The 20,399-nt window shown below is 63.1% G+C and carries 20 protein-coding genes and 2 pseudogenes; 8 read left to right on the plus strand and 14 right to left on the minus strand.

The annotated features are described in order from the left end of the window. Positions 1-342 precede the first annotated feature (342 nt). Positions 343-2,200, plus strand: a pseudogene (locus B0G77_RS34785) (hybrid sensor histidine kinase/response regulator). A gap of 104 nt (positions 2,201-2,304) precedes the next feature. Here B0G77_RS34785 and B0G77_RS34790 read toward each other — a convergent pair. Next, complete coding sequence (locus B0G77_RS34790; protein WP_133666308.1) at positions 2,305-3,039, minus strand: response regulator transcription factor; 735 nt, start codon at positions 3,037-3,039, stop codon at positions 2,305-2,307. Between B0G77_RS34790 and B0G77_RS43605 the strand changes: the two genes are divergently transcribed. Further along, a complete protein-coding gene (locus B0G77_RS43605; protein ID WP_166656328.1) occupies positions 3,013-3,471 on the plus strand; it encodes a hypothetical protein in 459 nt (152 codons plus the stop codon). The two genes, B0G77_RS34790 and B0G77_RS43605, sit on opposite strands and share 27 nt — an antisense overlap. A gap of 328 nt (positions 3,472-3,799) precedes the next feature. Here B0G77_RS43605 and B0G77_RS34800 read toward each other — a convergent pair whose 3' ends face one another. Together B0G77_RS34800 and B0G77_RS34805 are read right to left on the minus strand one after the other, a co-directional pair. Continuing rightward, positions 3,800-4,660, minus strand: coding sequence for a glycine betaine ABC transporter substrate-binding protein (locus tag B0G77_RS34800; RefSeq protein WP_133666310.1), 861 nt, complete (start codon positions 4,658-4,660; stop codon positions 3,800-3,802). 172 nt (positions 4,661-4,832) lie between these two features. Continuing rightward, positions 4,833-5,747, minus strand: a complete 915-nt coding sequence (locus B0G77_RS34805; protein ID WP_133666311.1) for a LysR substrate-binding domain-containing protein — start codon at positions 5,745-5,747, stop codon at positions 4,833-4,835. A 119-nt stretch (positions 5,748-5,866) separates the two neighbouring features. Between B0G77_RS34805 and B0G77_RS34810 the strand changes: the two genes are divergently transcribed. Further along, positions 5,867-6,754: a hypothetical protein gene (locus B0G77_RS34810; RefSeq protein WP_133666312.1), complete on the plus strand. Its 888-nt coding sequence runs from the start codon at positions 5,867-5,869 to the stop codon at positions 6,752-6,754. A gap of 34 nt (positions 6,755-6,788) precedes the next feature. Beyond that, on the plus strand, positions 6,789-8,015 hold the full coding sequence (locus B0G77_RS34815; RefSeq protein ID WP_133666313.1) for a Xaa-Pro peptidase family protein: 1,227 nt from the start codon (positions 6,789-6,791) through the stop codon (positions 8,013-8,015). A 222-nt stretch (positions 8,016-8,237) separates the two neighbouring features. Here the strand turns inward: B0G77_RS34815 and cydB are convergent, their stop codons facing one another. The 5 genes from cydB to B0G77_RS34840 form a co-directional block, all read right to left on the minus strand. After that, entirely contained in the window at positions 8,238-9,239 is a 1,002-nt protein-coding gene (cydB, locus tag B0G77_RS34820) for a cytochrome d ubiquinol oxidase subunit II (RefSeq protein ID WP_133666314.1), read from the minus strand. A gap of 33 nt (positions 9,240-9,272) precedes the next feature. Continuing rightward, entirely contained in the window at positions 9,273-10,682 is a 1,410-nt protein-coding gene (locus B0G77_RS34825) for a cytochrome ubiquinol oxidase subunit I (protein WP_133666315.1), read from the minus strand. A gap of 494 nt (positions 10,683-11,176) precedes the next feature. Beyond that, the gene (locus tag B0G77_RS34830; protein WP_133666316.1) at positions 11,177-11,362 is read right to left on the minus strand and encodes a 4-oxalocrotonate tautomerase; all 186 of its coding nucleotides are present in this window, start codon (positions 11,360-11,362) and stop codon (positions 11,177-11,179) included. A 51-nt stretch (positions 11,363-11,413) separates the two neighbouring features. Continuing rightward, the gene (locus B0G77_RS34835) at positions 11,414-12,190 is read right to left on the minus strand and encodes a class II aldolase/adducin family protein (protein ID WP_133666317.1); all 777 of its coding nucleotides are present in this window, start codon (positions 12,188-12,190) and stop codon (positions 11,414-11,416) included. Positions 12,191-12,202: 12 nt separating this feature from the next. Next, positions 12,203-12,472 (minus strand): hypothetical protein, encoded by a 270-nt coding sequence (locus B0G77_RS34840; RefSeq protein ID WP_133666318.1) that lies wholly within the window; start codon positions 12,470-12,472, stop codon positions 12,203-12,205. 210 nt (positions 12,473-12,682) lie between these two features. Between B0G77_RS34840 and B0G77_RS34845 the strand changes: the two genes are divergently transcribed. Continuing rightward, a complete protein-coding gene (locus tag B0G77_RS34845; protein WP_133666319.1) occupies positions 12,683-13,237 on the plus strand; it encodes a putative glycolipid-binding domain-containing protein in 555 nt (184 codons plus the stop codon). Positions 13,238-13,241: 4 nt separating this feature from the next. Here B0G77_RS34845 and B0G77_RS34850 read toward each other — a convergent pair. The 3 genes and pseudogenes from B0G77_RS34850 to B0G77_RS34860 form a co-directional block, all read right to left on the minus strand. Further along, positions 13,242-14,197: pseudogene (locus B0G77_RS34850) on the minus strand (aliphatic sulfonate ABC transporter substrate-binding protein). 330 nt (positions 14,198-14,527) lie between these two features. Then, positions 14,528-15,118, minus strand: coding sequence for a GNAT family N-acetyltransferase (locus B0G77_RS34855; RefSeq protein ID WP_133666320.1), 591 nt, complete (start codon positions 15,116-15,118; stop codon positions 14,528-14,530). A gap of 103 nt (positions 15,119-15,221) precedes the next feature. Further along, positions 15,222-16,112, minus strand: a complete 891-nt coding sequence (locus B0G77_RS34860) for a LysR family transcriptional regulator (RefSeq protein ID WP_133666321.1) — start codon at positions 16,110-16,112, stop codon at positions 15,222-15,224. Positions 16,113-16,193: 81 nt separating this feature from the next. Between B0G77_RS34860 and B0G77_RS34865 the strand changes: the two genes are divergently transcribed. From B0G77_RS34865 to B0G77_RS34875, 3 genes are all read left to right on the plus strand, one after another. Further along, entirely contained in the window at positions 16,194-17,180 is a 987-nt protein-coding gene (locus tag B0G77_RS34865) for a quinone oxidoreductase (RefSeq protein ID WP_133666322.1), read from the plus strand. Positions 17,181-17,353: 173 nt separating this feature from the next. After that, entirely contained in the window at positions 17,354-17,827 is a 474-nt protein-coding gene (locus B0G77_RS34870) for a Spy/CpxP family protein refolding chaperone (RefSeq protein WP_133666323.1), read from the plus strand. 83 nt (positions 17,828-17,910) lie between these two features. Then, complete coding sequence (locus tag B0G77_RS34875) at positions 17,911-18,237, plus strand: hypothetical protein (RefSeq protein WP_133666324.1); 327 nt, start codon at positions 17,911-17,913, stop codon at positions 18,235-18,237. Between the two features lie 34 nt (positions 18,238-18,271). Here B0G77_RS34875 and B0G77_RS34880 read toward each other — a convergent pair whose 3' ends face one another. The 3 genes from B0G77_RS34880 to B0G77_RS34890 all read right to left on the minus strand — a co-directional run bounded on the left by B0G77_RS34880 (position 18,272) and on the right by B0G77_RS34890 (position 20,399). After that, positions 18,272-18,535, minus strand: coding sequence for a hypothetical protein (locus B0G77_RS34880; protein ID WP_133666325.1), 264 nt, complete (start codon positions 18,533-18,535; stop codon positions 18,272-18,274). A gap of 206 nt (positions 18,536-18,741) precedes the next feature. After that, positions 18,742-19,524 (minus strand): ABC transporter ATP-binding protein, encoded by a 783-nt coding sequence (locus tag B0G77_RS34885; protein WP_133666326.1) that lies wholly within the window; start codon positions 19,522-19,524, stop codon positions 18,742-18,744. Next, positions 19,521-20,399 carry an ABC transporter ATP-binding protein gene (locus tag B0G77_RS34890; protein WP_133666327.1) on the minus strand — a complete coding sequence of 293 codons (879 nt, stop codon included), beginning with the start codon at positions 20,397-20,399 and terminating at the stop codon, positions 19,521-19,523. Before B0G77_RS34890 ends, B0G77_RS34885 begins: the two co-directional genes overlap by 4 nt.

A 20,399-nucleotide genomic window follows, 5' to 3' on the forward strand; every position in this document is an offset into this window, starting at 1 on the left:
AAAACGGGGCATAGAGCGCGGTTAGCGGCGAATTTGCCGGAAGCCCTGGTTGCGGGCTGCGTGAAAAGCCTTGAAAGGCCTTGATCCGCGCTGGGAAGTTGCAGGCAGTATGGTTTTCGCGGGCGGCTTCGCCTATATGGATTAAGTGATAGCCGTTGGGTAAACTGCCGGGTAAACCGTCGCCGGCAAGGCCACGCGTGACAACGCAGCACGGGCTGCACTGTCCGCCGTCAGCGGCTGGTGTCCTTCCGCTGCTGCCCGCACAGCTGTCCGTCGCATCCGTTCGCGCCGCGTTTTGCGCCCGTTCATCGAAATTGCCGGAACCGACCAGGAGACCGCACGATGCGGGCAGATCCTATCCAGCGCGCCATCGACGAAGACCTCGTACGGGTTCTGTACGCGCAGGACCCCATTGCGTTCGTGTCGCACTGGTTTTCGATCGTCGTGCTGGTGGCGATCTACTGGGCGCACATGCCTTCGCCGCATCTGTTCGCGCTGTGTTTCGGCTTCTACGCGCTGGCCAACTGCGGGGGCCTTGCGCTTTGGCTCTGGAAGCGCGGCCACCCCGACGCGGTAACGCCCCGCACCTGGGTCAACCTGCACGCGCTGCGCGGCGTTCTGCTGTACGCGGCACCGGGTGTGTCGATCTGGTTTGCGTTTCAAAGTCCGAACGCCGATCTGCCGCTGCTGCATACCGTGATGCTTGTCACGCTGGCGGCGGGCGTATTCATGTCGAACGGCTTCGACCTGCTCAATTTCGCCACCGCGATCCCATTCCTCCTGCTGCCCGCCATCGCGTTGCACTTCAGCGAGCATACGTTCGACCGGACGATCCTCGCGATCGTCCTCGCGTTCTTCTTCTGCGCGATCAACGTCTATGCGGTGAGTTACCGGAAGCTGTTCCGGCGCGTGGTCGAGGCGCGCGTCGACCAGCAATACCTGGCCGAATCGCTGGCGGCGCAGAAACTGGTCGCGGAAGAGGCGAGTCTGGCGAAGACCCGGTTTTTTTGCGGCGGCCAGCCACGATCTGCGCCAGCCGCTGCATGCGATTGGCCTGCTCGCGGCGTCGCTGAACGACGGCGCCGCCGCGCCCGCCCAGCACGCAAAAACCGCTGACCACATCGTGCGCAACGTCGAGGCGCTGAACCAGTTGTTCAACCAGGTGCTCGATCTGGCGCGGCTGGAGAGCGGCGTCACGCAGGTGATCCGGCTGCACTTCCAGCTCGCTGAACTGTTCGAGCGGGTCGGCAACCAGTACCGCCCGCAGGCCGCGGCGAAAGGGCTGGCGCTGCGCATCGCGCCGACGTCGATGGTGGTGCACGGCGACCCGGTGCTGCTCGAACGGGTGCTGAGCAACCTGCTGTCGAACGCGGTCCGATATACCGAGGAAGGCGCCATCTGGATGGGCTTGCGGCGCTGCGGCCGACGCTCGGGCGGTTACATCGAGGTGCGCGATTCGGGCATCGGCATCCCGCTCGAGGAGCAGGAGCGGATCTTCGAAGAGTTCTATCAGGTCGCCAACCCGCAGCGCGACGCGCGCCAGGGGCACGGTTTGGGCCTGCCGACCGTGCGCCGACTTGTCGGCCTCATGGGCGGCGAATTGCAGCTGCGTTCGGCGCCCGGACGCGGCTCGGTGTTCCGTTTTCCTGTGCAGGCGGGCGATCCTGACGGGATTGTGTCGAGCCTGAGCGACTCTGCCGTGGGCGGGGCGTCAGCGGAAGGCCGGCGGGTGCTGTGTATCGACGACGATCCGTCGATACTCGAAGGGCTGTCGAGCCTGCTCAGCCGCTGGGGTTGCATCGTGCGTGGCGTGCCCGACGAGATTCAGGCGCTCCGGGCGGTGGACGAACGCTTCCTGCCGGACGCCGTGCTGTGCGACTACCAGCTGGCGAACCACCGGACCGGCGCCGAGGCGTTGTCGGCCGTGCGCGAGGCATTGCGGCATGCGGGCCAGCCGAAGGTGGTGACGTTGCTGATCACCGGCGATATGGCGTCGCCCGAACTGGAGGCGCTGGCGGCGAAGGGTATCCCCGTGCTTCACAAGCCTGTGACGCCAGCGCGGCTACGCCGCACGCTGGAGAGCCTGTGGCAGCAGCAGGGCACATCGGCTCTACAGAAAGTAGCCGCCGGTGACCCGGATGCCGCTGCGCCCGCTGGGCGCGATGCCACGGCGGTCGGCGGACACGACTACCTGCCTTGAGCAGGTGTCGCCGTTGGGAGCGGGAGCGTTGCGCTTTTTGCGCTACGGCGCCATGACGCTCTGCGTGGGCTGCCGCAGGCCTTCAAAGTGCAATCGAAGGATGATCAAAGCGTCCTGCCTGCCTCGAGCCAGCCGTTGATGACCGCGATCGCCATCGAGCGGTTGTGCACGCCAAGCGCCCGGAAGATCACCGACAGATGTACCTTGACCGTTCCTTCGGCGACGCCCAGTTCGCGTGCAATCATCTTGTTGGTCCAGCCGCGATGCACGAGCCGCATGATGTCCTGCTGACGCGGTGACAGGTTCTCCAGCAGATGCTGCTGGTGCGGCTGCAACGTCTGCGGCACCCGTTCGGGCGCGGGCGGCGTGGCCACGGCGACGCTGGCGTCGACGCTGGAGGGCGCGCCTGCAGTGGCCGTCCCCTGCGCGTCGCGGGTGCCGAGCAGGCTCAATGCTTCCATCGGGACATAGGCGCCGCCCGACAGCACCAGTTCAATGGCCTTGAGCATCACACTCGCGGGCTGCCGTTTCGGCACGAAGCCCAGCGCACCAGCGGCTAGCACCGCGCGCATTTCGTCGGGCGACTCTTCGGCGGACAGGACGACGACGGGCAGCGCGGGATTCGCCTTCAGCAGGATGTCGAGCGAGCCTGCGCCCTCCATCCCCGGCATGTGCAGATCGACGATTGCGAGATCGTGATTCGCATCGGGCCGTGCGGCGGCAGCGAGGGTTTCCCAACTGTCGGCTTCGTCGAACTGGGCGTCGGGATCGAGTCCGCGCAACAAGCCTTTGACACCTTGGCGGATCAGTTCATGGTCATCGGCCACAAGAAACTTCATGATGTCTCCGCGTGTGGGCGCTGCCGGTTCTTCTACAGCTGTTGTTTTTGCCGCTCGTGGATCGAACGGCGCCGCAGGTTTTCCATTCTGCCCGATGCGACGAGCAAATGCGCGCCCGGCGATACGTCGAACTGCGTGGACGCCCCTGCGCCGCCTGCAGTTGACCGGTCAGACAGCATTCGTATGGCCTGCAACGTAGACGAGCGGATTGAACCGATTTTGAAGCCGAACGCGCGGTGCGTTGCAGAATATGCGACGCGGATTGGCGAGCGGCGGCCGGGCCCGCGTCACGCTCAGCGGGTGACGGCGAACAGGGTCGCGTTCATGAACAGTTTGAACACGAAACCGAGCGATACCGCCGCGGCGACGCCGCCGCACCAGAGCGCGACGAACCATAGCCAGCCTGGCAATTTGCGGCGTGCGGGCGCGTGATCGGACGGAGCGTTACGGTGCATGACGGTCATTGAAGTGGGACGCATGAGGTGGCAAAACGAAAAATTGCGAAGCCTGGCGCGCGGCGTGGAGGCGACAGCCGCAGCCAGGCGCTGCATGGATTTCGATGCTACCGCAGCGCGCCAGATCGCGCGTTCGAGGAAGGCGCTTATCGGGGCAATCTGGGGGGAAGTCGCGGGAAATCGGGACAATCGGTCGCACCGTGCGACGGCCCGTGATCGTTCACACGTAAAACCGGGCGCGGCCCGTGAAAGAGGCGCGCGCCCGGCTGCTCCATCTCGACGGCGTGAGATCGCTCACTTCGCGATCACTTCATCCACGCATCGACGAGCGTCTGATTCTTCTTGACCCAGTTCTCCGCGCCTTTTTCCGGCTGTGCTTCGCCTGCCGCGCGGATCTCGTTCATCAGGTCGCCGAGCGTCTGATCGTTCATTTTCCAGTGATTCATCCAGCGCGACGCGTCGGGGAAGTCGCTCGAAAAGCGCTTCGCCGAGATCGCGTAGATCGAATCCGGTGTGCCGAACGTGCCCTTCGGGTCCTTCAGATAGTGGAGCTTGTATTTCGCCCACACCCAGTGAGGATTCCACAGCGTCACGACGACCGGCTTGCCGTTCTGCTCCGCGCGTTGCAACGTCAACAGCATGGCTGCCTCCGACGATGGCAGCACGTTGTAGTCGAGCGCGTAATCCTGCTTTGCTTTGGACGTGAGGCCCATCAGGCCGCTGCCCGATTCGATGCCGAAGATGGTCGGCTGGCCGTCGTGGCTGAACTCGTCTTTCGCGGCGTTCAACTGGTCGACGCTATCGATCTTGACGTAGTCGGGCACGGCGAGCCCGAGTTGTGCCTTGTCGAACCACGGTCCGATCTTGTCGACGTGAGCTTTCACGTTGTCGTAAGGACGGCCATCGGCGGACGGCAGCCACACCTCGAAGGTGAGATCGAGTTTGCCCTGCGCCACGCCGCTATAGATGATCGCCTTGTCACCCGGTTGCAGCTTCACCGAATAGCCTTTCTGCGTGAGCAGCACCTTCCACAGGTTGGCCACGGCAATGTTTTCCGCCCAGTTGTTCACGCCGATCGTCAGTGTCTTGTCGGGTGCCGCCGCGTGCGCAATCGCGCCGTAGAGCACAACGCTGCAGAGCCATGCAGCCTTCAGTAGCTTGATCATGTTCAGGTTCCAGTTCCGTGTGCGGGGGAGGGTCGGCCCGTTGGGGACTGCGCTATACGTGACGAGATGTCACGATAGGCGGCGGGGTCGTCCAACGGCACGGGGCCATGTTTGGACGACCAATTTCTTTTGCAAAGCGAGTATTTCCGATTGCAGCAATCGGCGAAGCCGATCAGTCGCAGAACTCGAGCGATGCCCGCCGCCGTTCGTCGACCATCGTCTCGATCAGTGAAACCAGATCGTCGACTTCGGGCGCACGCATCGCGGGTGACCGATGCAGTTCGAGGTCGGCGGGTGGCAACGGCGGCAGGCCTTCTTCAGCACCCAGCACGCGCCATGTGTCAGGAAGCGTGCAGCGATCGATGATCGTCGCGGCCGCGCCCTGATTCACCGCGATGCGGATGCCTGTCGGGCTCTGGCTCGTGTAGACGACGTGATAGGGACGGGCGAGGCCGGTCAGTGCTTCGAGGCCGCGCTGCCGGTAGCAGCAGGTTTCCGGAAAGAGCGCGAGCGGCACGGAAGCGTCTCTTGCGAGCTTGAAGTCCCCGTGTGCCGCCCATACGACGTCTTCTCGCCCGAGATGCCGCCCGCCCGCTTGCGCGCCATGCCGGACGACGAGCGCGAGGTCCAGTTCGCCCGCCTGCAACCGCTCCAGCAGTTCCAGCGACATGCGGCAATGCACATGGGGCCGCGCGCCGGGCCGCAATTCATAGAACTTCTTCAGCAGACCGGGCAACCAGAGCTCGGCGTAATCCTCAGGCAGTCCAAAACGGATGACATTTTCGCGGCTGCTCCGAGTTAGTGCAGCAATGGCCTCGTTTTGCACCTGAAGGATGCGTCGTGCGTAGATCAGGAAGTTTTCGCCGTCCTGCGACAACGCAAGCCGCCGGCTGTTGCGCAGGAACATGTGCGTGTCGAGCCGCTCTTCGAGCGTGCGGATGCGCAGGCTGATCGTCGACTGCGTGCGGTGCAACCGTTTCGCCGCCGCGGTGAAGCCGCCGCTGTCCACCACCGCGACGAAGGCGCGCACCAGTTCCGGATCCAGCGATGAAAGCTTCGACCAATCGGGTTGTCTGATGGATCCCATCGGAATTACTCGCTTTCCAGAATAAATTGGTGAACAAAAGATGCAGGCGTCGACTGGTCCATTGTTGTCCATATCGATCGGTCCTTCCACTCGTCAAAATCACGCATCAGGAGCACACCGTGTCTGTTTCTCTTCCTCTTGCCGACGCTGAATGCCTCGATCTGGGCGATATCGTCGATACCGAACGTTACCCCATGCACGATCCGGACCACCCTCGCATGCGTGAGCTGATCGAAGGTTGCCGCGCCCGCCTGGCGCAAACCGGCAGCGCGGTTCTGCACGACTTTCTGCGCCCCGAAGCGCTGGAGCGGGCGAAGCAGGAAGGACAGGCACTGTCGGCCAAAACCTACTACTCGACCCGCAAGGTCAATGCGTATTTCACTGCTGACGATCCGTCGTTGCCCGCCGACGATCCGCGCCGCATCTTCATGGACCGCACGAGCGGCTTCGTTACCCGCGACGTGATTCCTGCCGACAGCATCGTGCATCGCATCTACGTTGCGCGGGCGATGAAGCGCTTTATCGCGGCGTGCCTCGGTGAAGAACGTGTGTGGGAATACGCCGACCCGTACGCGGGCCTCGTGATCAACGTGATGCCGCCTGACACCGAACAGCCGTGGCACTACGACACCAACGAATTCATCGTGTCGATGATGACGCAACAGCCCGAAACGGGCGGCGACTTTGAATACTGCCCGAACATCCGCTCGCCGCAAGGCGAAAGCCTCGGTGCGGTAGGCCGCGTGGTGCGCGGCGAGACGCGCGATCCGATCAACGTACTGACGCTGCGCCCAGGCGATCTGCAACTGTTCAAGGGCCGCTTCTCATTGCATCGCGTGACGAAAGTCGGCGGTGCTGTCGAGCGGCATACCGCCATCTTCGCGTACTCGCAGAAGCCGGGCGTGATCGGCCGGCTCGAACGCACGCGACAGCTTTATGGACGCGTTTCGGAAATGCATATCGAAGCCGAACAGCGGCTGGTGCGCGCAGACGGCCTTGTCGACTGAGTTCCTGTAACCATTCTTCCCATTCCTCTTAATCATGACGATTCTCCGCCCCACGCATCGCCCCGAAGATTGCGAACCGACGCCCGAAGAGATCGCGCAGATCCAGCGCGACCGCCTTGCCGCGGTGCGCCGTGAACTGAAGAAGCGCGACCTGACCGCCGCGATCCTCTTTGACCCGACGCACATGCGTTACGCCACCGGCTCGCGCAACATGCAGGTCTATTCGATGCGCAATCCCGCACGCTACGCGTTCATTCCGGCCGAAGGCAAAGTGGTGCTGTTCGAATACGCGGGCTGCGACTTTCTGGCCGAAGGGCTCGACACCGTCGACGAAGTGCGCCCCGCAACAGCGATCTCGTACTACTTCTGCGACGACATGCTCGGACGCGTGACCGAACGTTGGGCCGATGAGATCGATGATCTCGTCAAGCAATGCGGTGGCGGCAAACGGATCGCGATTGAAAGCGCGACGTCGGCCGCCGCATTTGCGCTGCAGGCGCGCGGCTATCAGATCTCCGACGCGCAGGAACCGCTCGAACGTGCGCGCGCAATCAAGGTGCCGAACGAGATCAAGATGATCCGCTCGTCGCTGCGCGCGGCGGAAGAGGGCGTGCGCAAGCTGGAAGCGGCACTCGTGCCCGGCATCAGCGAAAACGAACTCTGGTCGCACCTGCACAAGCACATCATCGAAACCGATGGCGACTATGTCGAAACGCGTCTGATCAGTTCAGGTCCGCGCACGAACCCGTGGTTCCAGGAAAGCAGCCCGCGCAAGATCCAGGCTGGCGAACTCGTCGGGCTCGACACCGATGTGGTGGGACGATTCGGATACTACGCGGACTTTTCGCGCACCTTCCTGTGCGGCGATGGCCCGGCTACACCGGCGCAGAGGAACCTCTATCGCCTCGCGTACGAACAGGTCCATTCGAACATGGAAAACGTCCGCGCTGGCACGACGTTTCAGGAGTTCATCGCCGGGGCATGGAAGATTCCTGGCCCCTATCAGGCGCGCCGCTATTTTGCGCTCGCGCATGGTGTGGGCATGACGGGCGAGTATCCGTACATCGTTCATCGAGAGGACAACGAGGCGAAGGGGTATGACGGCGTGATCGAGCCGGGTATGACGCTGTGCATCGAGAGCTACATCGGTCACGAAGCGGGCGGGGAAGGGGTGAAGCTCGAAGAGCAGGTGTACGTGCGCGACGATGGCCAGGTCGAACTGCTTTCGGACTATCCATTCGAAATGCGTTTGCTCGGCTGAAGGTCATTTTGACGGGTACGGCGACGATCATCACAAAGGGATCAATCGACCTCGTCATCGTCCTGAAACACTTCCTTGTGTTTCGGCAGGTTGGCCACCAACGTCAGGCTCGGTGTGGCCGGCTTGATGTTCGGTTTCGCCTCCCCCTTGACCAAATACCCGGGTACAAACGAACGACGTCGTACAGAAGGTGCCGGCCGCACTCCCCACCTGCCGGAGCGGCTAGTGGTAGTGCGCATCGCCGTGCCGTACCTTGCCGCGAAACACCCAGTAGCCCATCGTCGTGTAAGCGATGATGATGGGAATGATCACCGCTGCGCCCACGAGTGTAAACATCTGGCTAGACCTCGGCGCAGCGGCTTCCCACAGCGTCAGGCTCGATGGGATCGCGTACGGCCACAGGCTCACCAGCAGTCCGGCGTAGCCCAGCAGAACAAGCCCGAGCGCGAGCGCGAACGGCGTGTTGTGATGGCGCTCACGCACCGCGCGGTACATGAAGAATGCGCAGATCGCGACGAGGAACGGTACAGGCAGCAAGCGGTAGAAAAGACCCGAATCGAACCACCGCTGCGCGATGTTCTGATCCGCGAGGGGCGTCCACAGGCTGACCACGGCAATGAACGCAAGCAGCACGATCGTGAGCGGCCACACGATGCGATGCAGGCGCCGTTGCAGGTCGCCTTCGGTCTTCGCCACCAGCCAGCAGCAGCCGAGCAGCGCATACGTGACCACGAGGCCGAGACCGGTCAACAGGCTGAACGGCGTGAGCCAGTCGAACGCGCCGCCGGCGTAGCTGCCGTCCGCGACCGGAATGCCCCGCAAAAAGGCGCCGAGTGTGATCCCCTGAAAGAATGCCGCGCCCGCCGACCCGCCGATGAAAGCAAGGTCCCACAGGTGTTTCGTGCGATTCGCTTTCGCGCGGATCTCGAACGACACGCCACGGAAGATCAGGCACGCGAGCATGAAAATGAGCGGCAGGTACAGCGCGGACAACACCGTCGAATAGACGACGGGAAACACCGCGAACAACCCGGCGCCGCCGAGCACCAGCCATGTTTCGTTGCCGTCCCACACGGGGGCAACTGTGTTCATCATCAGGTCGCGTTCCTTTTCATCGGGGAAGAACGGAAACACGATTCCAATGCCAAGGTCGAAGCCGTCCAGCACCACATATATGAACAGGCCGAGTGCGATGATCGCAGCCCACACTACTGTTACGTCCATTTTTTGCCTCGAAATACAGGGTTTTTTGCGTTCTCAAGCAGCGTCGATCAATTGGTCGGCGGCAGAGAGGGGCCGACGTGCAGTGCGATCGGGCGTATCGGGTAGACCATCGGGCGTGTGACCGGGTAGTGACGGGCCCGAGCGCATCAGCTTCAGGATGTAGTAGATGCCCGTGCCGAACACGAGGAAATAAACAACCACAAAGGCCATCAACGAAATCCCGACCTGTTGTGTCGTCAGTGGTGACACCGCCTGTGTCGTGCGCATCACGCCATATACGACCCACGGCTGACGGCCGGCCTCAGTGGTGACCCAGCCTGCGAGCAGCGTAATGAAACCGGTCGGGCCCATCGCGATGGCGAGCTTGTGGAACCACTTCGCGTCAAACAGCCGCCCGCCACGCCGCAGCACCCACGCCGCCGCCGACATCACGATCATCAGCACGCCGAGCCCGGCCATGATGCGGAAGCTCCAGAACACAACCGTCGAATTGGGGCGGTCCTCGGGCGCGAACTCCTTCAGGCCGCGAATCTCGCCGTCCCAGCTATGCGTGAGAATCAGGCTGCCCAGGTGCGGGATCGAAACCGCATAGCGCGTCGTTTCCGCCTGCATGTCGGGGATGCCGAACAGGTTCAACGCCGTGCCGCCTTTTTCGGTGTCCCACAAGCCTTCGATTGCAGCGATTTTCGCCGGCTGATATTGGCGCGTGTTGAGACCGTGCTGGTCGCCGACGAACGCCTGGATCGGCGAGAGGATCAACAGCATCCACAGCGCCATTGAGAACATCTTCTTCACCGCAGGGTCGCGCCGACCCTTCAACAGATGCCACGCACCCGTTGCCGAGACGACCAGCGCGGCGACGATGAAGGCCGCAATCGCCATGTGCGCAAGGCGATACGGGAACGACGGATTGAAGATGATCTTGAACCAGTCGAGCGGCACAACCTGGCCATTCACGACGTCGAAGCCTTGCGGCGTCTGCATCCAGCTGTTCGACGCGAGAATCCAGAACGTCGAGATCAACGTGCCGATGGCGACCATCAGTGTCGCGCCGAAGTGCGCGCGCGGGCTCACGCGCTGCCAGCCGAACAGCATGATGCCGAGGAAACCCGCTTCGAGGAAGAAGGCGGTCATCACTTCGTACATCAGAAGCGGACCGGTGACCGGGCCGGCGAAGCTGGAGAAGCCCGCCCAGTTGGTGCCGAACTCGTAGCTCATCACGACGCCGGAGACGACGCCCATGCCGAAGGCCACTGCGAAGATCTTCGACCAGAACAGGCAAAGGTCTTTGTAGTACGCCTTGCCGGTCTTGAGCCATCGCCATTCGAGCACGGCGATGAAGCTGGCGAGCCCAATGCTGAGCGCCGGAAAAACGATGTGGAATGAAACGGTGAACGCGAACTGAAGCCGGGCGAGATCGAATGCCGAGAGTGCGGTGTTCATAGGAAGGGTACGGAATCAGACTACGCGCAACGACCGCTGTCGACGCGCACTGTGGTGTGCAGATGAACGCAAGGATAGGGAAATGCACGCGAGTTTGCTGCGGCGCGTGATGCGACGATTTAACGCGGTTCGGGCGGGTACCCGATGTTTCTATCTCACTAACCCGTTGATCGGCATCAACTTTGGAGCAGAGGATTTTGCACTCTGCGGCGAGGTGTCGCACGGGGAACTGCGGCAATAGACCGCGCTGCAATATGTGTCGTTTACGCACATCAGTCGCGTGACTTTCAGCGTGGCACGCGAGCGGTCAACCGTTGCTGTGACATCCCGATTGATGGCGATGCGAAAGTGCGGCCTGTCGTGAGCGCAAGCCGGCGAATTCAGAAACATGAGGGTGCAGGTGTCACCCGTTTGCGCGTCTGATGGGTGGAATCATCGGGGATGGGGCGCAGCGCGCGAGGCAAACGAAACCTCGCGCGCCACCGTCGATCAGCCTACGCCTCCGACCACAGCTTCCCAGCCGTCGCCCAGTGCTCGCGTTTGACCTCCGTCAGGATGATCTCGACGGAACTGGGCTCGACGCCGAGCGATTCGCACGTGGTCTTCGTGATCGCTTCGACAAATTGACGTTTCTGTTCGAGGCTGCGTCCTTCGAACAGCTCGACATGGAATGTGGGCATTGAAGCTCCTCCTTTGTGTTAAGTGAAACGGGAAAGCTGGAAAGATGTCGTTCAATCGCGATACGAGCGGTCGATACGATCGAGCTTGCGCAACAGCGCTGGCCATTCCATCACACCTTCAACGGCGCCGCCGTCGCGCAACTGTTCCGCCGTACGCTCCGCGACTGCCTCAGACGGCAACTCCAGGTCGCCACCGCCGGACTGCGCATGCAGCTGGATCTCACAGGCCTTGATCAGCGTTGCCATCAATACCCAGGCCTCGGCGACGGTGCGTCCGGTCGTTAGCGTACCGTGATTGCGCAGCAGCATCGCTGGCTTGTCGGCGAGATGCGCGACGAGGCGTTCGCCTTCGGCGGGCGTGAACGCAAGGCTCTCGTAGTCGTGGTATGCAAGCTGGCCGTAGAAACGCAGCGCATGCTGCGAAGCCGGCAGTAACCCGGCGCGTTGCACCGACACGGCAATGCCCGCCGTATTGTGCAGATGCATTACGCAGAATGCGTCGCTACGTGCGGCATGAACGGCCGCGTGAAGCGCGAATCCCGTGGCATTGACCGGATGCTCGCTCGCGCCGACGATGTTTCCGGCGATGTCGATTTTCACCAGATTCGACGCGCAGACTTCATCGAATGCGAGACCGAACGGGTTGATCAGGAAATGGCCGGGCTCGTCGGGCACGCTCGCGGAAATATGCGTATAGATGAGGTCGTCCCAGCCGTTGAGCGCGGCGAGTCGATAGGCGGCGGCGAGATCGACGCGGGTGCTCCGTTCCGCGTCGGAGATCGAAGCCGGTCCGGCAACGTGGCCGGCGGGGGTATGGGCGAAAGACATTCCAGCGTCTCCTCAGATGGTGTGGCGCGACTTCTGTCCGGTTGTTGTGGCGGGCGGTCCCGGCCGCGTGCACGATGTGCCCGCCGCGACGTCGGCACGGACGTTTTGCACGCGACGGCGGGCGAGCCAGTGCGCGCTCCACGTCGCGATGACGAACGGCGTGCTCATCGACGGCCATCCGCCGCAGCCGGCGAACTGCTGCAGCATAACCGACAGCGCAATGGCGCCCAACGTGATGATGACGCCGCAGTCTGCAACGGCGAGTGCCGTCAAGACGAACATCGCAGAACAAAAGCGCGGCGAGCACACAGGCGCCGGTGACAGCATTCGGCGATAGTGGCTATTTGCGGGCGGCCACCAGAGAAGACCGTCAACGTGTCCCTGGCGGTCGGGTTACGATGGCGCTGGGAGCCACCGTTGCCGCAACCCGTCTCCCACCAGTCAGCAGCGACAGGGTGCGTTTGGATTCAATCGTCCAGAGGAGGTAGCGACATGCGTGAAGTGCGTTGGGCATCAGAGGAAGGCGAGGGCATCGAACATCTGGCGTTCGATGCGCGAAGCGAGGGCTTCCATATCGAAAGCGCCGTCGTCGGACAGCGGTATGGGCGATCCTATGGGCTTTTTTACACCGTTACCTGTGACCCGCAATGGCGCGTGACGCACGCGTCGCTGCGGGTTGCGGGCGGCGTTGAACTCGAACTGCACGGCAACGGCGCGGGCCACTGGCGCGACGGCAGTGGCAGGACACTCGATGCGATCGAAGGGTGCATCGACATCGATATCGCCGCGACACCGTTCACCAACACGCTGCCGATCCGCCGCCTGCAGCTCGCCGAAGGCGAGCGCAAGCTGATCCAGGTGGCTTATATCTCAACGCCCGATCTCGAAGTGACGCGCGTCGAGCAGGCCTATTCATGCATCGAACTGAATCGCGAATATCGCTACGAAGGAATCTTCCGTAACTTCGCAGCGAACATGAAGATCGATGAAGACGGCCTCGTGCTCGACTACCCGACGCTCTTCCGACGCCTGACGCCGCCTGCGTGAAGCTTCATTTAGCGGCCAGGCTCGCGGCGACCTCGCGGTTCTGCCAGACGTTATCCTTCACCGCGATCTTCTGAGGAATCAGATGCGCGCCGTAGAACGCGTCGGCGACCTTCTGCTGTCCGCTCACGATATCGTCGGTGACCGCGGTCGTGTTGTACGGCACACGTCGTACCCATTTTTCGACAATCGCCTGATCGAGGCCAACTCTGGGCGCGAGTAGCGCGGCGGTTTCGGCTGGATGCGCGTTGACCCACAGGCCTGTGCTACGCAACTGGCCGAGAATCGCGCCAACGAGATCCGGATGTTGCTGCGCGAAATTGCGGGTCGCTTCATAGAAGTTGTGTACGGACTGGCCTGTCGAATAGTCTGCAAGCGGCGCACCTTGAGCGCCTGCTGCGCGGCGGCATAGTACGGATCCCACACGATCCATGCATCGACGTCGCCGTTTTCGAAGGCCGCGCGTGCGTCGGCGGGCGGCAGGTAGACCGGATGAATGTCCTCATAGCGCAGGTTGGCCCGGCGCAGCACTTCGAGCAGCAGATAGTGCGAACTTGAGCCCTTCTGCAGCGCGATGCGTTTGCCCTTCAGATCGGCGAGCGTGCGTAGCGGCGAATCTGGCTTGACGAATAGCGCTTCGTTGCCGTTCCCGGCAGGCTCTGCACCGACGTAGACGAAACGCACCGCACCCGCCTGCGCAAACACGGGCGGCGGGGCGCCGCTATAGCCGAAGTCGACGCTGTTCGCGTTCAACGCTTCGAGCAGTTGCGGACCCGCCGGAAACTCAAACCATTTCACGCTATAGCCAAGCGGCGTCAGCTTCTGTTCCAGCGAGCCCTGCGCCTTCAGGACCGCCAGCAGCCCGGCTTTCTGATAACCGATGCGCAGCACCTTGTCGCTGGCGGAATCGGTGCTCTGCGCGACCGCGGCAGGGCTTGACGTGAAAGCCGTCAGAAGCGCCATCCCGGGTATGAGAAGACGTAACGAGCTTACCTTGATCGATGTCATCGAGAAGATCTCCTTGCCTGTCGTGTGATCCAGGATGCCGCATGCCGCGGCATGCATCGTGCGCGATTGACGGAGAATTCCCGATCGATACTGGACGCCCCTGCGGTACGAGGATCGTCGCATGGGCGTCCCGCAACGCAAACGAAGCAATGGAGATTTGGATATGACGTGCGCCGTGGCTGCGCCGAGCGTTGAAGCGCCGTGTGCGGAAAATCGCGCTATTTTTTTCTGTCTGGCCCCGTCGGTTTTTTGCCCGGCCGCGGTGGACTCGCATTGCGTGCGCCGTCAGTCCTTCTTCGCCACGCCCGCCGGTAAGGTATCCGCACCCGTACCGAGCCTGCGTTGCATCAAGGTCGTATCGAGCCACCGTCCGTGCTTGAAGCCCACGGCCTTCAAGGTGCCGATCAGCTCGAACCCGAGGCTGCCATGCAGCGATAGCGAACCGCCGCTTCCACCGTCCGCGATGACGGCGATCATCTGCCGCCACGGTCCTGTTTCGCAGCGCTCGATCAAGGCCTGCAACAGGACGCGCCCGAGGCCGCGGCCACGAAACGATTCACCGATGTAGATCGAGTCTTCGATGGTATGGCGGTACGCCGCGCGTGGCCGGTACGGCGTCGCATAACAGTAGCCTGCGACCACGCCGTCGATCTCCGCGACCATGTACGGCAGGCCGTGTCCAAGCACCGATGCGCGGCGTGTGCGCAATTCGTCGACCGTGGGCGGCGTCTCTTCGAACGACGCAACGCCAGTCAGCACGTGATACGCGTAGATGGCCTGGATCGCGGGCAGGTCCGCTTCGATTGCATCGCGCAGGTGCGGGGCGCCTGTCGTCGGGGATGAATGATTCGTTGTGGAATGGGATGCCTGGTTCATGCCTTTTCCTGTGATCACGCGCGTGGCTGAATACCTCAACTATGCCTGCGAGGCACGCCGAATTGAAGCGGCTCCAAAATGATCCGCGCTGGAGGCGGGCGCTTCACAGGTTGTCTTCCGCTTCGCGCACGGCGTCGGCGATTGCTTGTGCAACCGCCTGCACACGCGGCGAGCGGCGCACATCCGGATGCACCGCAAGCCATATTTCGCGCGTGATATCGCAGACCGGTTGGGTGTCGAGCACAGCCAGCGTGTCGTCGCCGTGTGTAATGAAGCGCGGCAGCAGGGCGACCCCGAGGCCCGCGCGACATGCCCTATAGATCGAGACGAGATCGTTCGCAACCAGTGCGAAGGGCCGTTCATCGGCGAACTGCTGGAGCCACTGCTGTTGTGGCGTGAGCACGTCGTTGTAGCCGAGGAATTCCCATTCGCGAGGTGGCCGTCCGGCCCACTCCGGCGTCGCATACATGGCGAAACGCATCGTGCCGAGCCGTCGCGCGGCCAGCCCCGGTTCCTGCGGTCGCGACAGGCGCACTGCCAGATCCGCTTCACGCCGGAACAGATTCGCTGCGCGCGTTTCGCCGACGACATCGAGCAATACACCAGGATACGCGCGTCTGAAGCCGGCGAGACGCGGCACGAGGAAGTGGCTGCCGAACACCGGCGGCACCGACAGACGGACCGTGCCGTGCAATGTCACCACGCCGCGCGCCGCGCGCACGAACGCATGTGCTTCCTCTTCGACGCGCCCGGCGCGCTCGACCAGCGTCTGGCCTTCCTCGGTCAGCGGCCAGCCGCGCGGCAACCGGTCGAAGAGACGTACGCCCAGCGCTTTCTCCATCGCGCCGATGCGCCGCGCGACAGTCGAGTGCTGGACGCCCAGCGTGCGCGCCGCTTCCGACAGGCTACCGCCGCGCGCCACCTCCAGAAAATAACGGATGTCGTCCCATTGCGGCGCTGTCGCGGATTGCGCGGTTTCGGTGGAATTCTGCACAGGAGCTGGTGAGAAATAGGGGGTTCCGCTGGATTATGCACGAACCTATGATCGCTCTCATCACCAGACCGGAGTGCAACGATGGGACAGCAGGGCGCATATCAGATTGGCATCGACAACTACGGCGGCGCCGATGCACTGCGCGTGTTTTCACGCGCAGTGCCGCCGCCCGCCCCGGGCGAAGTGCAGATCCGCCAGACGGCGGTCGGCGTCAATTTCGTCGACATTTACTTCCGCACGGGGCTGCATCGGTTGCCGGAACTGCCGGGCGTGCTCGGCGTGGAAGCCGCGGGTGTCGTGCAAGCGGTGGGCGCGGATGTGACCGATGTGGTTGCGGGCCAGCGCGTGGCCTATGCGGGTCTGCCGACCGGGAGCTATACGAACCTGCGCAACCTGCCCGTCGAGCGCGTGTTGCGGTTGCCCGATCGCGTGCCGGATGAAACTGCGGCGGGAGGGCTCGTGCGCGGCGTGACGGCCTGGATGCTGTTGCATCGCGTGCGGGAGATCAAGGCGGGCGACACGGTGTTCGTTCACGCTGCGGCGGGCGGGCTGGGCCTCATCGTCGTGCAATGGGCGAAAGCCTTGGGGGCACGCGTGATCGGCACGGTTAGAACGCCTGAAAAAGCTGCGCTTGCCACGGCGCATGGGCTCGACCAGGCAGTGCTCTATCGCAACGAAGACTATGTCGAAGCGGTGCGTGCGTTCGGTGGCGGCGCAGGCGTCGATCTGGCCATCGATGGCATTGGCGGCGATACGCTCAAGCGCACGCTCGGGGTAGTGAAACCGTTTGGCGTTGTCGCGAGCATCGGCCAGGTCGCGGGTCCTGTGGACGCGATTTCGATCGACGAACTAGGTCCCGCACGCTCGATTGCGCTCGCGCGCCCGAGTGTGATCGGGTTGATGCGCGACAGCCACCAATACCGCGCGGCTGCGCAAATCGTGCTCGGCAAACTGGCGGATGGACTGAAGGTCGAAACCGGCACACGGCTGCCGCTCGAACGCGCAGCAGAGGCGCACACGCTGATGGAGACGGGCGGGACGAAGGGATCAGTCATCCTGATGCCTTGATGATCGCGCGGGCGATACACGATGCGCGATACACGATGCGCGACGCATCGCCTGCTTTCCCTGCACATGATTAACGACCTGTCGCGTGAGCAGGTTGCAGGCGATTGCGTTTGCGCGTGTCATCGTCGTGGTATATACCTTGGTACGTGAACCGGACACGCCAGGGGGAACGCATGAAAACTGCACTTGCTGTAGCAGCACTCGCGCTTGTGACAAACGTGTGGGCACAGACCCCTGCGGCATCCTCTCCTTCCGCAGCCGGTGCGAAGCCGGCTTCCGTCTCGATGGCGCAGCGCGAGAGTCACGTCGAAGAGCGCATCAGCGATCTTCATGCGCAACTCAAGATCACGAAGGACCAGGAAGCGCAGTGGGCGAAAGTCGCCGATGCGATGCGCGACAACGCCCAGACCATGCATGGTCTGTTCGAGGCGCGCCGTAATGCTGCGGCAAGCGCAACAGCTGTCGAAAACCTGAAATCGTGGGGCGATATCGCGCAGGCGCATGCCGATGGCAACAAAACGCTGCTGGCTGCGTTCGAGCCGTTATACGGCAGCATGCCGGATGCGCAGAAGAAGATCGCCGATCAGGTCTTCCGGCATCCGGACACGCACAGGCCGGCGCATAAGCCATCTACCGGACAGAAGTGAGCGACGTCATTCCGTGCAGGCTTCATGCAAGGTGATGCATGGGCCGTGCGCATCATCTGCATCCGCGATCACGGAGACTCACGATGAAACGTCGTGCCGCCGCAATGATCCTCGGTGTGTGCGCGCTGGCAGGCAGCAAGGTCGTCGAGGCGCGAACCGATGTGAATATCTCCATCGGGCTGCCGGGCCTGGCTGTCGTGCCACCGCCGCCCGTCGTGTATATGCCGCCGGGGCCGCCGGGCTATTACGCGCCGCCGCCGCCCGTCGTCTACAACGGCTATTACGGACCGGGCTGGAACCGGCCGTTGTACCACCATCTTTACAGGCCGCCGCCGCTGGCGCGGCCGCCGCATCGGCCACCACCCCGGCCGAATCCACCGCCGCCACAGCCTCGTCCGCAGCCGCGCTGACCGGGTGCGCTTCGCACGGGCAGGGTCAGGCATTTCAGCCGTGCGAGTACATATCCTGTGCAGGCACGTGATGCCGGTAGTGACGATGATGTTTGAGCTCGTGCTTCGTCTGCGCTTTCGGCTGTGGCTGCTGGTCCGGTGCAGTTGGTGGTCGCGGCTGCGTGGGGTGTGCGTTGCCCGGCTGCATCGTAGTCTGACCTTCGCCGAAGCGGTACGTCTGCGAGATCTGCGCGTGCGTGGCAACCGATACGATGGACAGCGAAAACGCCATGAGTGCCAGGTATGTCGAAAGCTTCATGGATCCTCCGTTCAAGCGAGGGCGTCAGGATACAGCAATGTCTTCGGCCTTCAGACTTGCACGGGAGGTCACGCACTGTGGGGATCTGCTACAGGCTGGCCGCATTACGCCAAACGCGCCCAGTTCATCTACCCGCTGCCGGGTGCGTTCGCGAAGCCGATTCCTGCGGCGAGGCGGTGGCAGCGGCAGTCGATGCGCCGTGAGCGCTAAAGCGCGGCGTCCACGCCGATCACGTCGACCACCTTGCGCTGATAGCCACCCGTCGCGAGCAGCAGGCTGCGCGTGTAGTCGTGCTGAACCTGCTGCGCGCGGACCGCATCAATGCCCAGCTCTTCGACGATTTCGCCATTGCGCATCACCGCCACGCGCGAGCAGAGAAAGCCGATCACGGCGAGGTTGTGGCTGACGAGGATCATCGTCAGCTTGCGTTCGACGTGAAGCCGTCGCAGCAGATTGAGGATTTCGGCCTGCACGGACACATCGAGCGCGGAGGTCGGTTCGTCGAGCAGCAGCACGCGCGGCGCGACGATCAGCGCCCGGGCAATCGCTACGCGCTGGCGCTGACCGCCCGACAATTGATGCGGATAGCGGAAACGGAACGCCGGTCCCAGCCCGACTTCGCGCAGTGCCTCGACGATGCGGTCGTCCTGCCGGTCGATGCGGTTGATCGCCAACGGCTCGCGCAATGTCTGGTCGACCGTGAAGCGCGGATGCAGCGATCCATACGGATCCTGAAACACCATCTGCACGTCACGGCGAAACGAGCGGTCGATCTTTTCGCCGGGCACGTGCGAGCCGATTTTCATCTGGCCGCGCGCAGTGGGCGTGAGGCCGGTGAGCGCGCGCAGGATGGTCGACTTGCCGGAACCCGATTCGCCGACCAGCCCGAACACTTCGCCTTCGCCGACGCGGAAGCTTGCGTCGCGCACGGCTTCGAAGTAGCCGGTCTTTGTTTTGAACCGGACGGTCATGTCGTGGACATCGATCATGCGGGTGCTCCGGTCGATGGTGTGAGCCACGCGGGGTCGCGCTTCAGCACCGGCAGTTCGTCAGGCGGATTCACGAGCGGCGGATTCGCCGCCAGCAGCCCGCGCGTATAGGGATGCTGCGCGTGAACCAGTTCGCGCGCAGCGCAGGTTTCCACCACGCGGCCCGCGTACATCACAACAACGCGGTCGCAGAACGACATCACGAGCGGCAGGTCGTGGCTGATGAAGATGAGGCCCGTATCGTGCTTTTCGATCATCTCGTCGAGAATGCCTAGCACCTGCATCGACACGAGGACATCGAGCGCGCTGGTCGGTTCGTCGGCGATCAGAAGGCGCGGGCCGGACGACACCATCATGGCGATCATCACGCGCTGCCCCATGCCGCCGGACAGTTCGTGCGGATAGGCATCGGCAACGCGCTCCGGGTTGCGGATGTGCACCGCGGCGAGGGCGGCGACGATCTTCTCGCGCATCTCGATGCGACCCAGCTTCGGACCATGCAGCGCGAACGCTTCGCGCATCTGCTGCGCGACGGTCATCACCGGATTCAGCGAGTATTTCGGGTCCTGCAGGATCATGCCCATCTGCTGACCGCACAGCCGTCGACGCTTTTGCGCAGGCATCGCCAGCAGATCCTGAGCGTCGAACCTCATGGTTTTCGCACTGAACTGCGCAGAAGGCGGCAACAGGCCGAGCAGCGCCCGCCCGGTCAGCGACTTGCCCGAGCCGGATTCGCCGACGATGCCAAGTCGCTCGCCCCGGCTGAGCGTCAGCGACAGGCCGCGCACGGCCTCGGTCAGCTCGCCGTCGTGACCTCGAAAGCCAATGCGCAGGTCGTCGACCTCGCACAGCGGCTGTGTCGTGCCGGTTTGCAT

It is taken from the genome of Paraburkholderia sp. BL10I2N1 (genome assembly GCF_004361815.1).
GTDB lineage: Bacteria > Pseudomonadota > Gammaproteobacteria > Burkholderiales > Burkholderiaceae > Paraburkholderia.

Bases quoted from the DNA above. Each gene is read 5' to 3' on its own strand.
- B0G77_RS34890 (WP_133666327.1), bottom strand. From the start codon at position 20,399: ATGCAAACCGGCACGACACAGCCGCTGTGCGAGGTCGACGACCTGCGC.
- B0G77_RS34835 (WP_133666317.1), bottom strand. From the start codon at position 12,190: ATGTCTTTCGCCCATACCCCCGCCGGCCACGTTGCCGGACCGGCTTCG.
- B0G77_RS34875 (WP_133666324.1), top strand. From the start codon at position 17,911: ATGAAACGTCGTGCCGCCGCAATGATCCTCGGTGTGTGCGCGCTGGCA.
- B0G77_RS34885 (WP_133666326.1), bottom strand. From the start codon at position 19,524: ATGATCGATGTCCACGACATGACCGTCCGGTTCAAAACAAAGACCGGC.
- B0G77_RS34845 (WP_133666319.1), top strand. From the start codon at position 12,683: ATGCGTGAAGTGCGTTGGGCATCAGAGGAAGGCGAGGGCATCGAACAT.
- B0G77_RS34840 (WP_133666318.1), bottom strand. From the start codon at position 12,472: ATGTTCGTCTTGACGGCACTCGCCGTTGCAGACTGCGGCGTCATCATC.
- cydB (WP_133666314.1), bottom strand. From the start codon at position 9,239: ATGGACGTAACAGTAGTGTGGGCTGCGATCATCGCACTCGGCCTGTTC.
- B0G77_RS34800 (WP_133666310.1), bottom strand. From the start codon at position 4,660: ATGATCAAGCTACTGAAGGCTGCATGGCTCTGCAGCGTTGTGCTCTAC.
- B0G77_RS43605 (WP_166656328.1), top strand. From the start codon at position 3,013: ATGGTCATCGGCCACAAGAAACTTCATGATGTCTCCGCGTGTGGGCGC.
- B0G77_RS34805 (WP_133666311.1), bottom strand. From the start codon at position 5,747: ATGGGATCCATCAGACAACCCGATTGGTCGAAGCTTTCATCGCTGGAT.
- B0G77_RS34855 (WP_133666320.1), bottom strand. From the start codon at position 15,118: ATGAACCAGGCATCCCATTCCACAACGAATCATTCATCCCCGACGACA.
- B0G77_RS34815 (WP_133666313.1), top strand. From the start codon at position 6,789: ATGACGATTCTCCGCCCCACGCATCGCCCCGAAGATTGCGAACCGACG.
- B0G77_RS34865 (WP_133666322.1), top strand. From the start codon at position 16,194: ATGGGACAGCAGGGCGCATATCAGATTGGCATCGACAACTACGGCGGC.
- B0G77_RS34870 (WP_133666323.1), top strand. From the start codon at position 17,354: ATGAAAACTGCACTTGCTGTAGCAGCACTCGCGCTTGTGACAAACGTG.
- B0G77_RS34830 (WP_133666316.1), bottom strand. From the start codon at position 11,362: ATGCCCACATTCCATGTCGAGCTGTTCGAAGGACGCAGCCTCGAACAG.
- B0G77_RS34880 (WP_133666325.1), bottom strand. From the start codon at position 18,535: ATGAAGCTTTCGACATACCTGGCACTCATGGCGTTTTCGCTGTCCATC.
- B0G77_RS34825 (WP_133666315.1), bottom strand. From the start codon at position 10,682: ATGAACACCGCACTCTCGGCATTCGATCTCGCCCGGCTTCAGTTCGCG.
- B0G77_RS34790 (WP_133666308.1), bottom strand. From the start codon at position 3,039: ATGAAGTTTCTTGTGGCCGATGACCATGAACTGATCCGCCAAGGTGTC.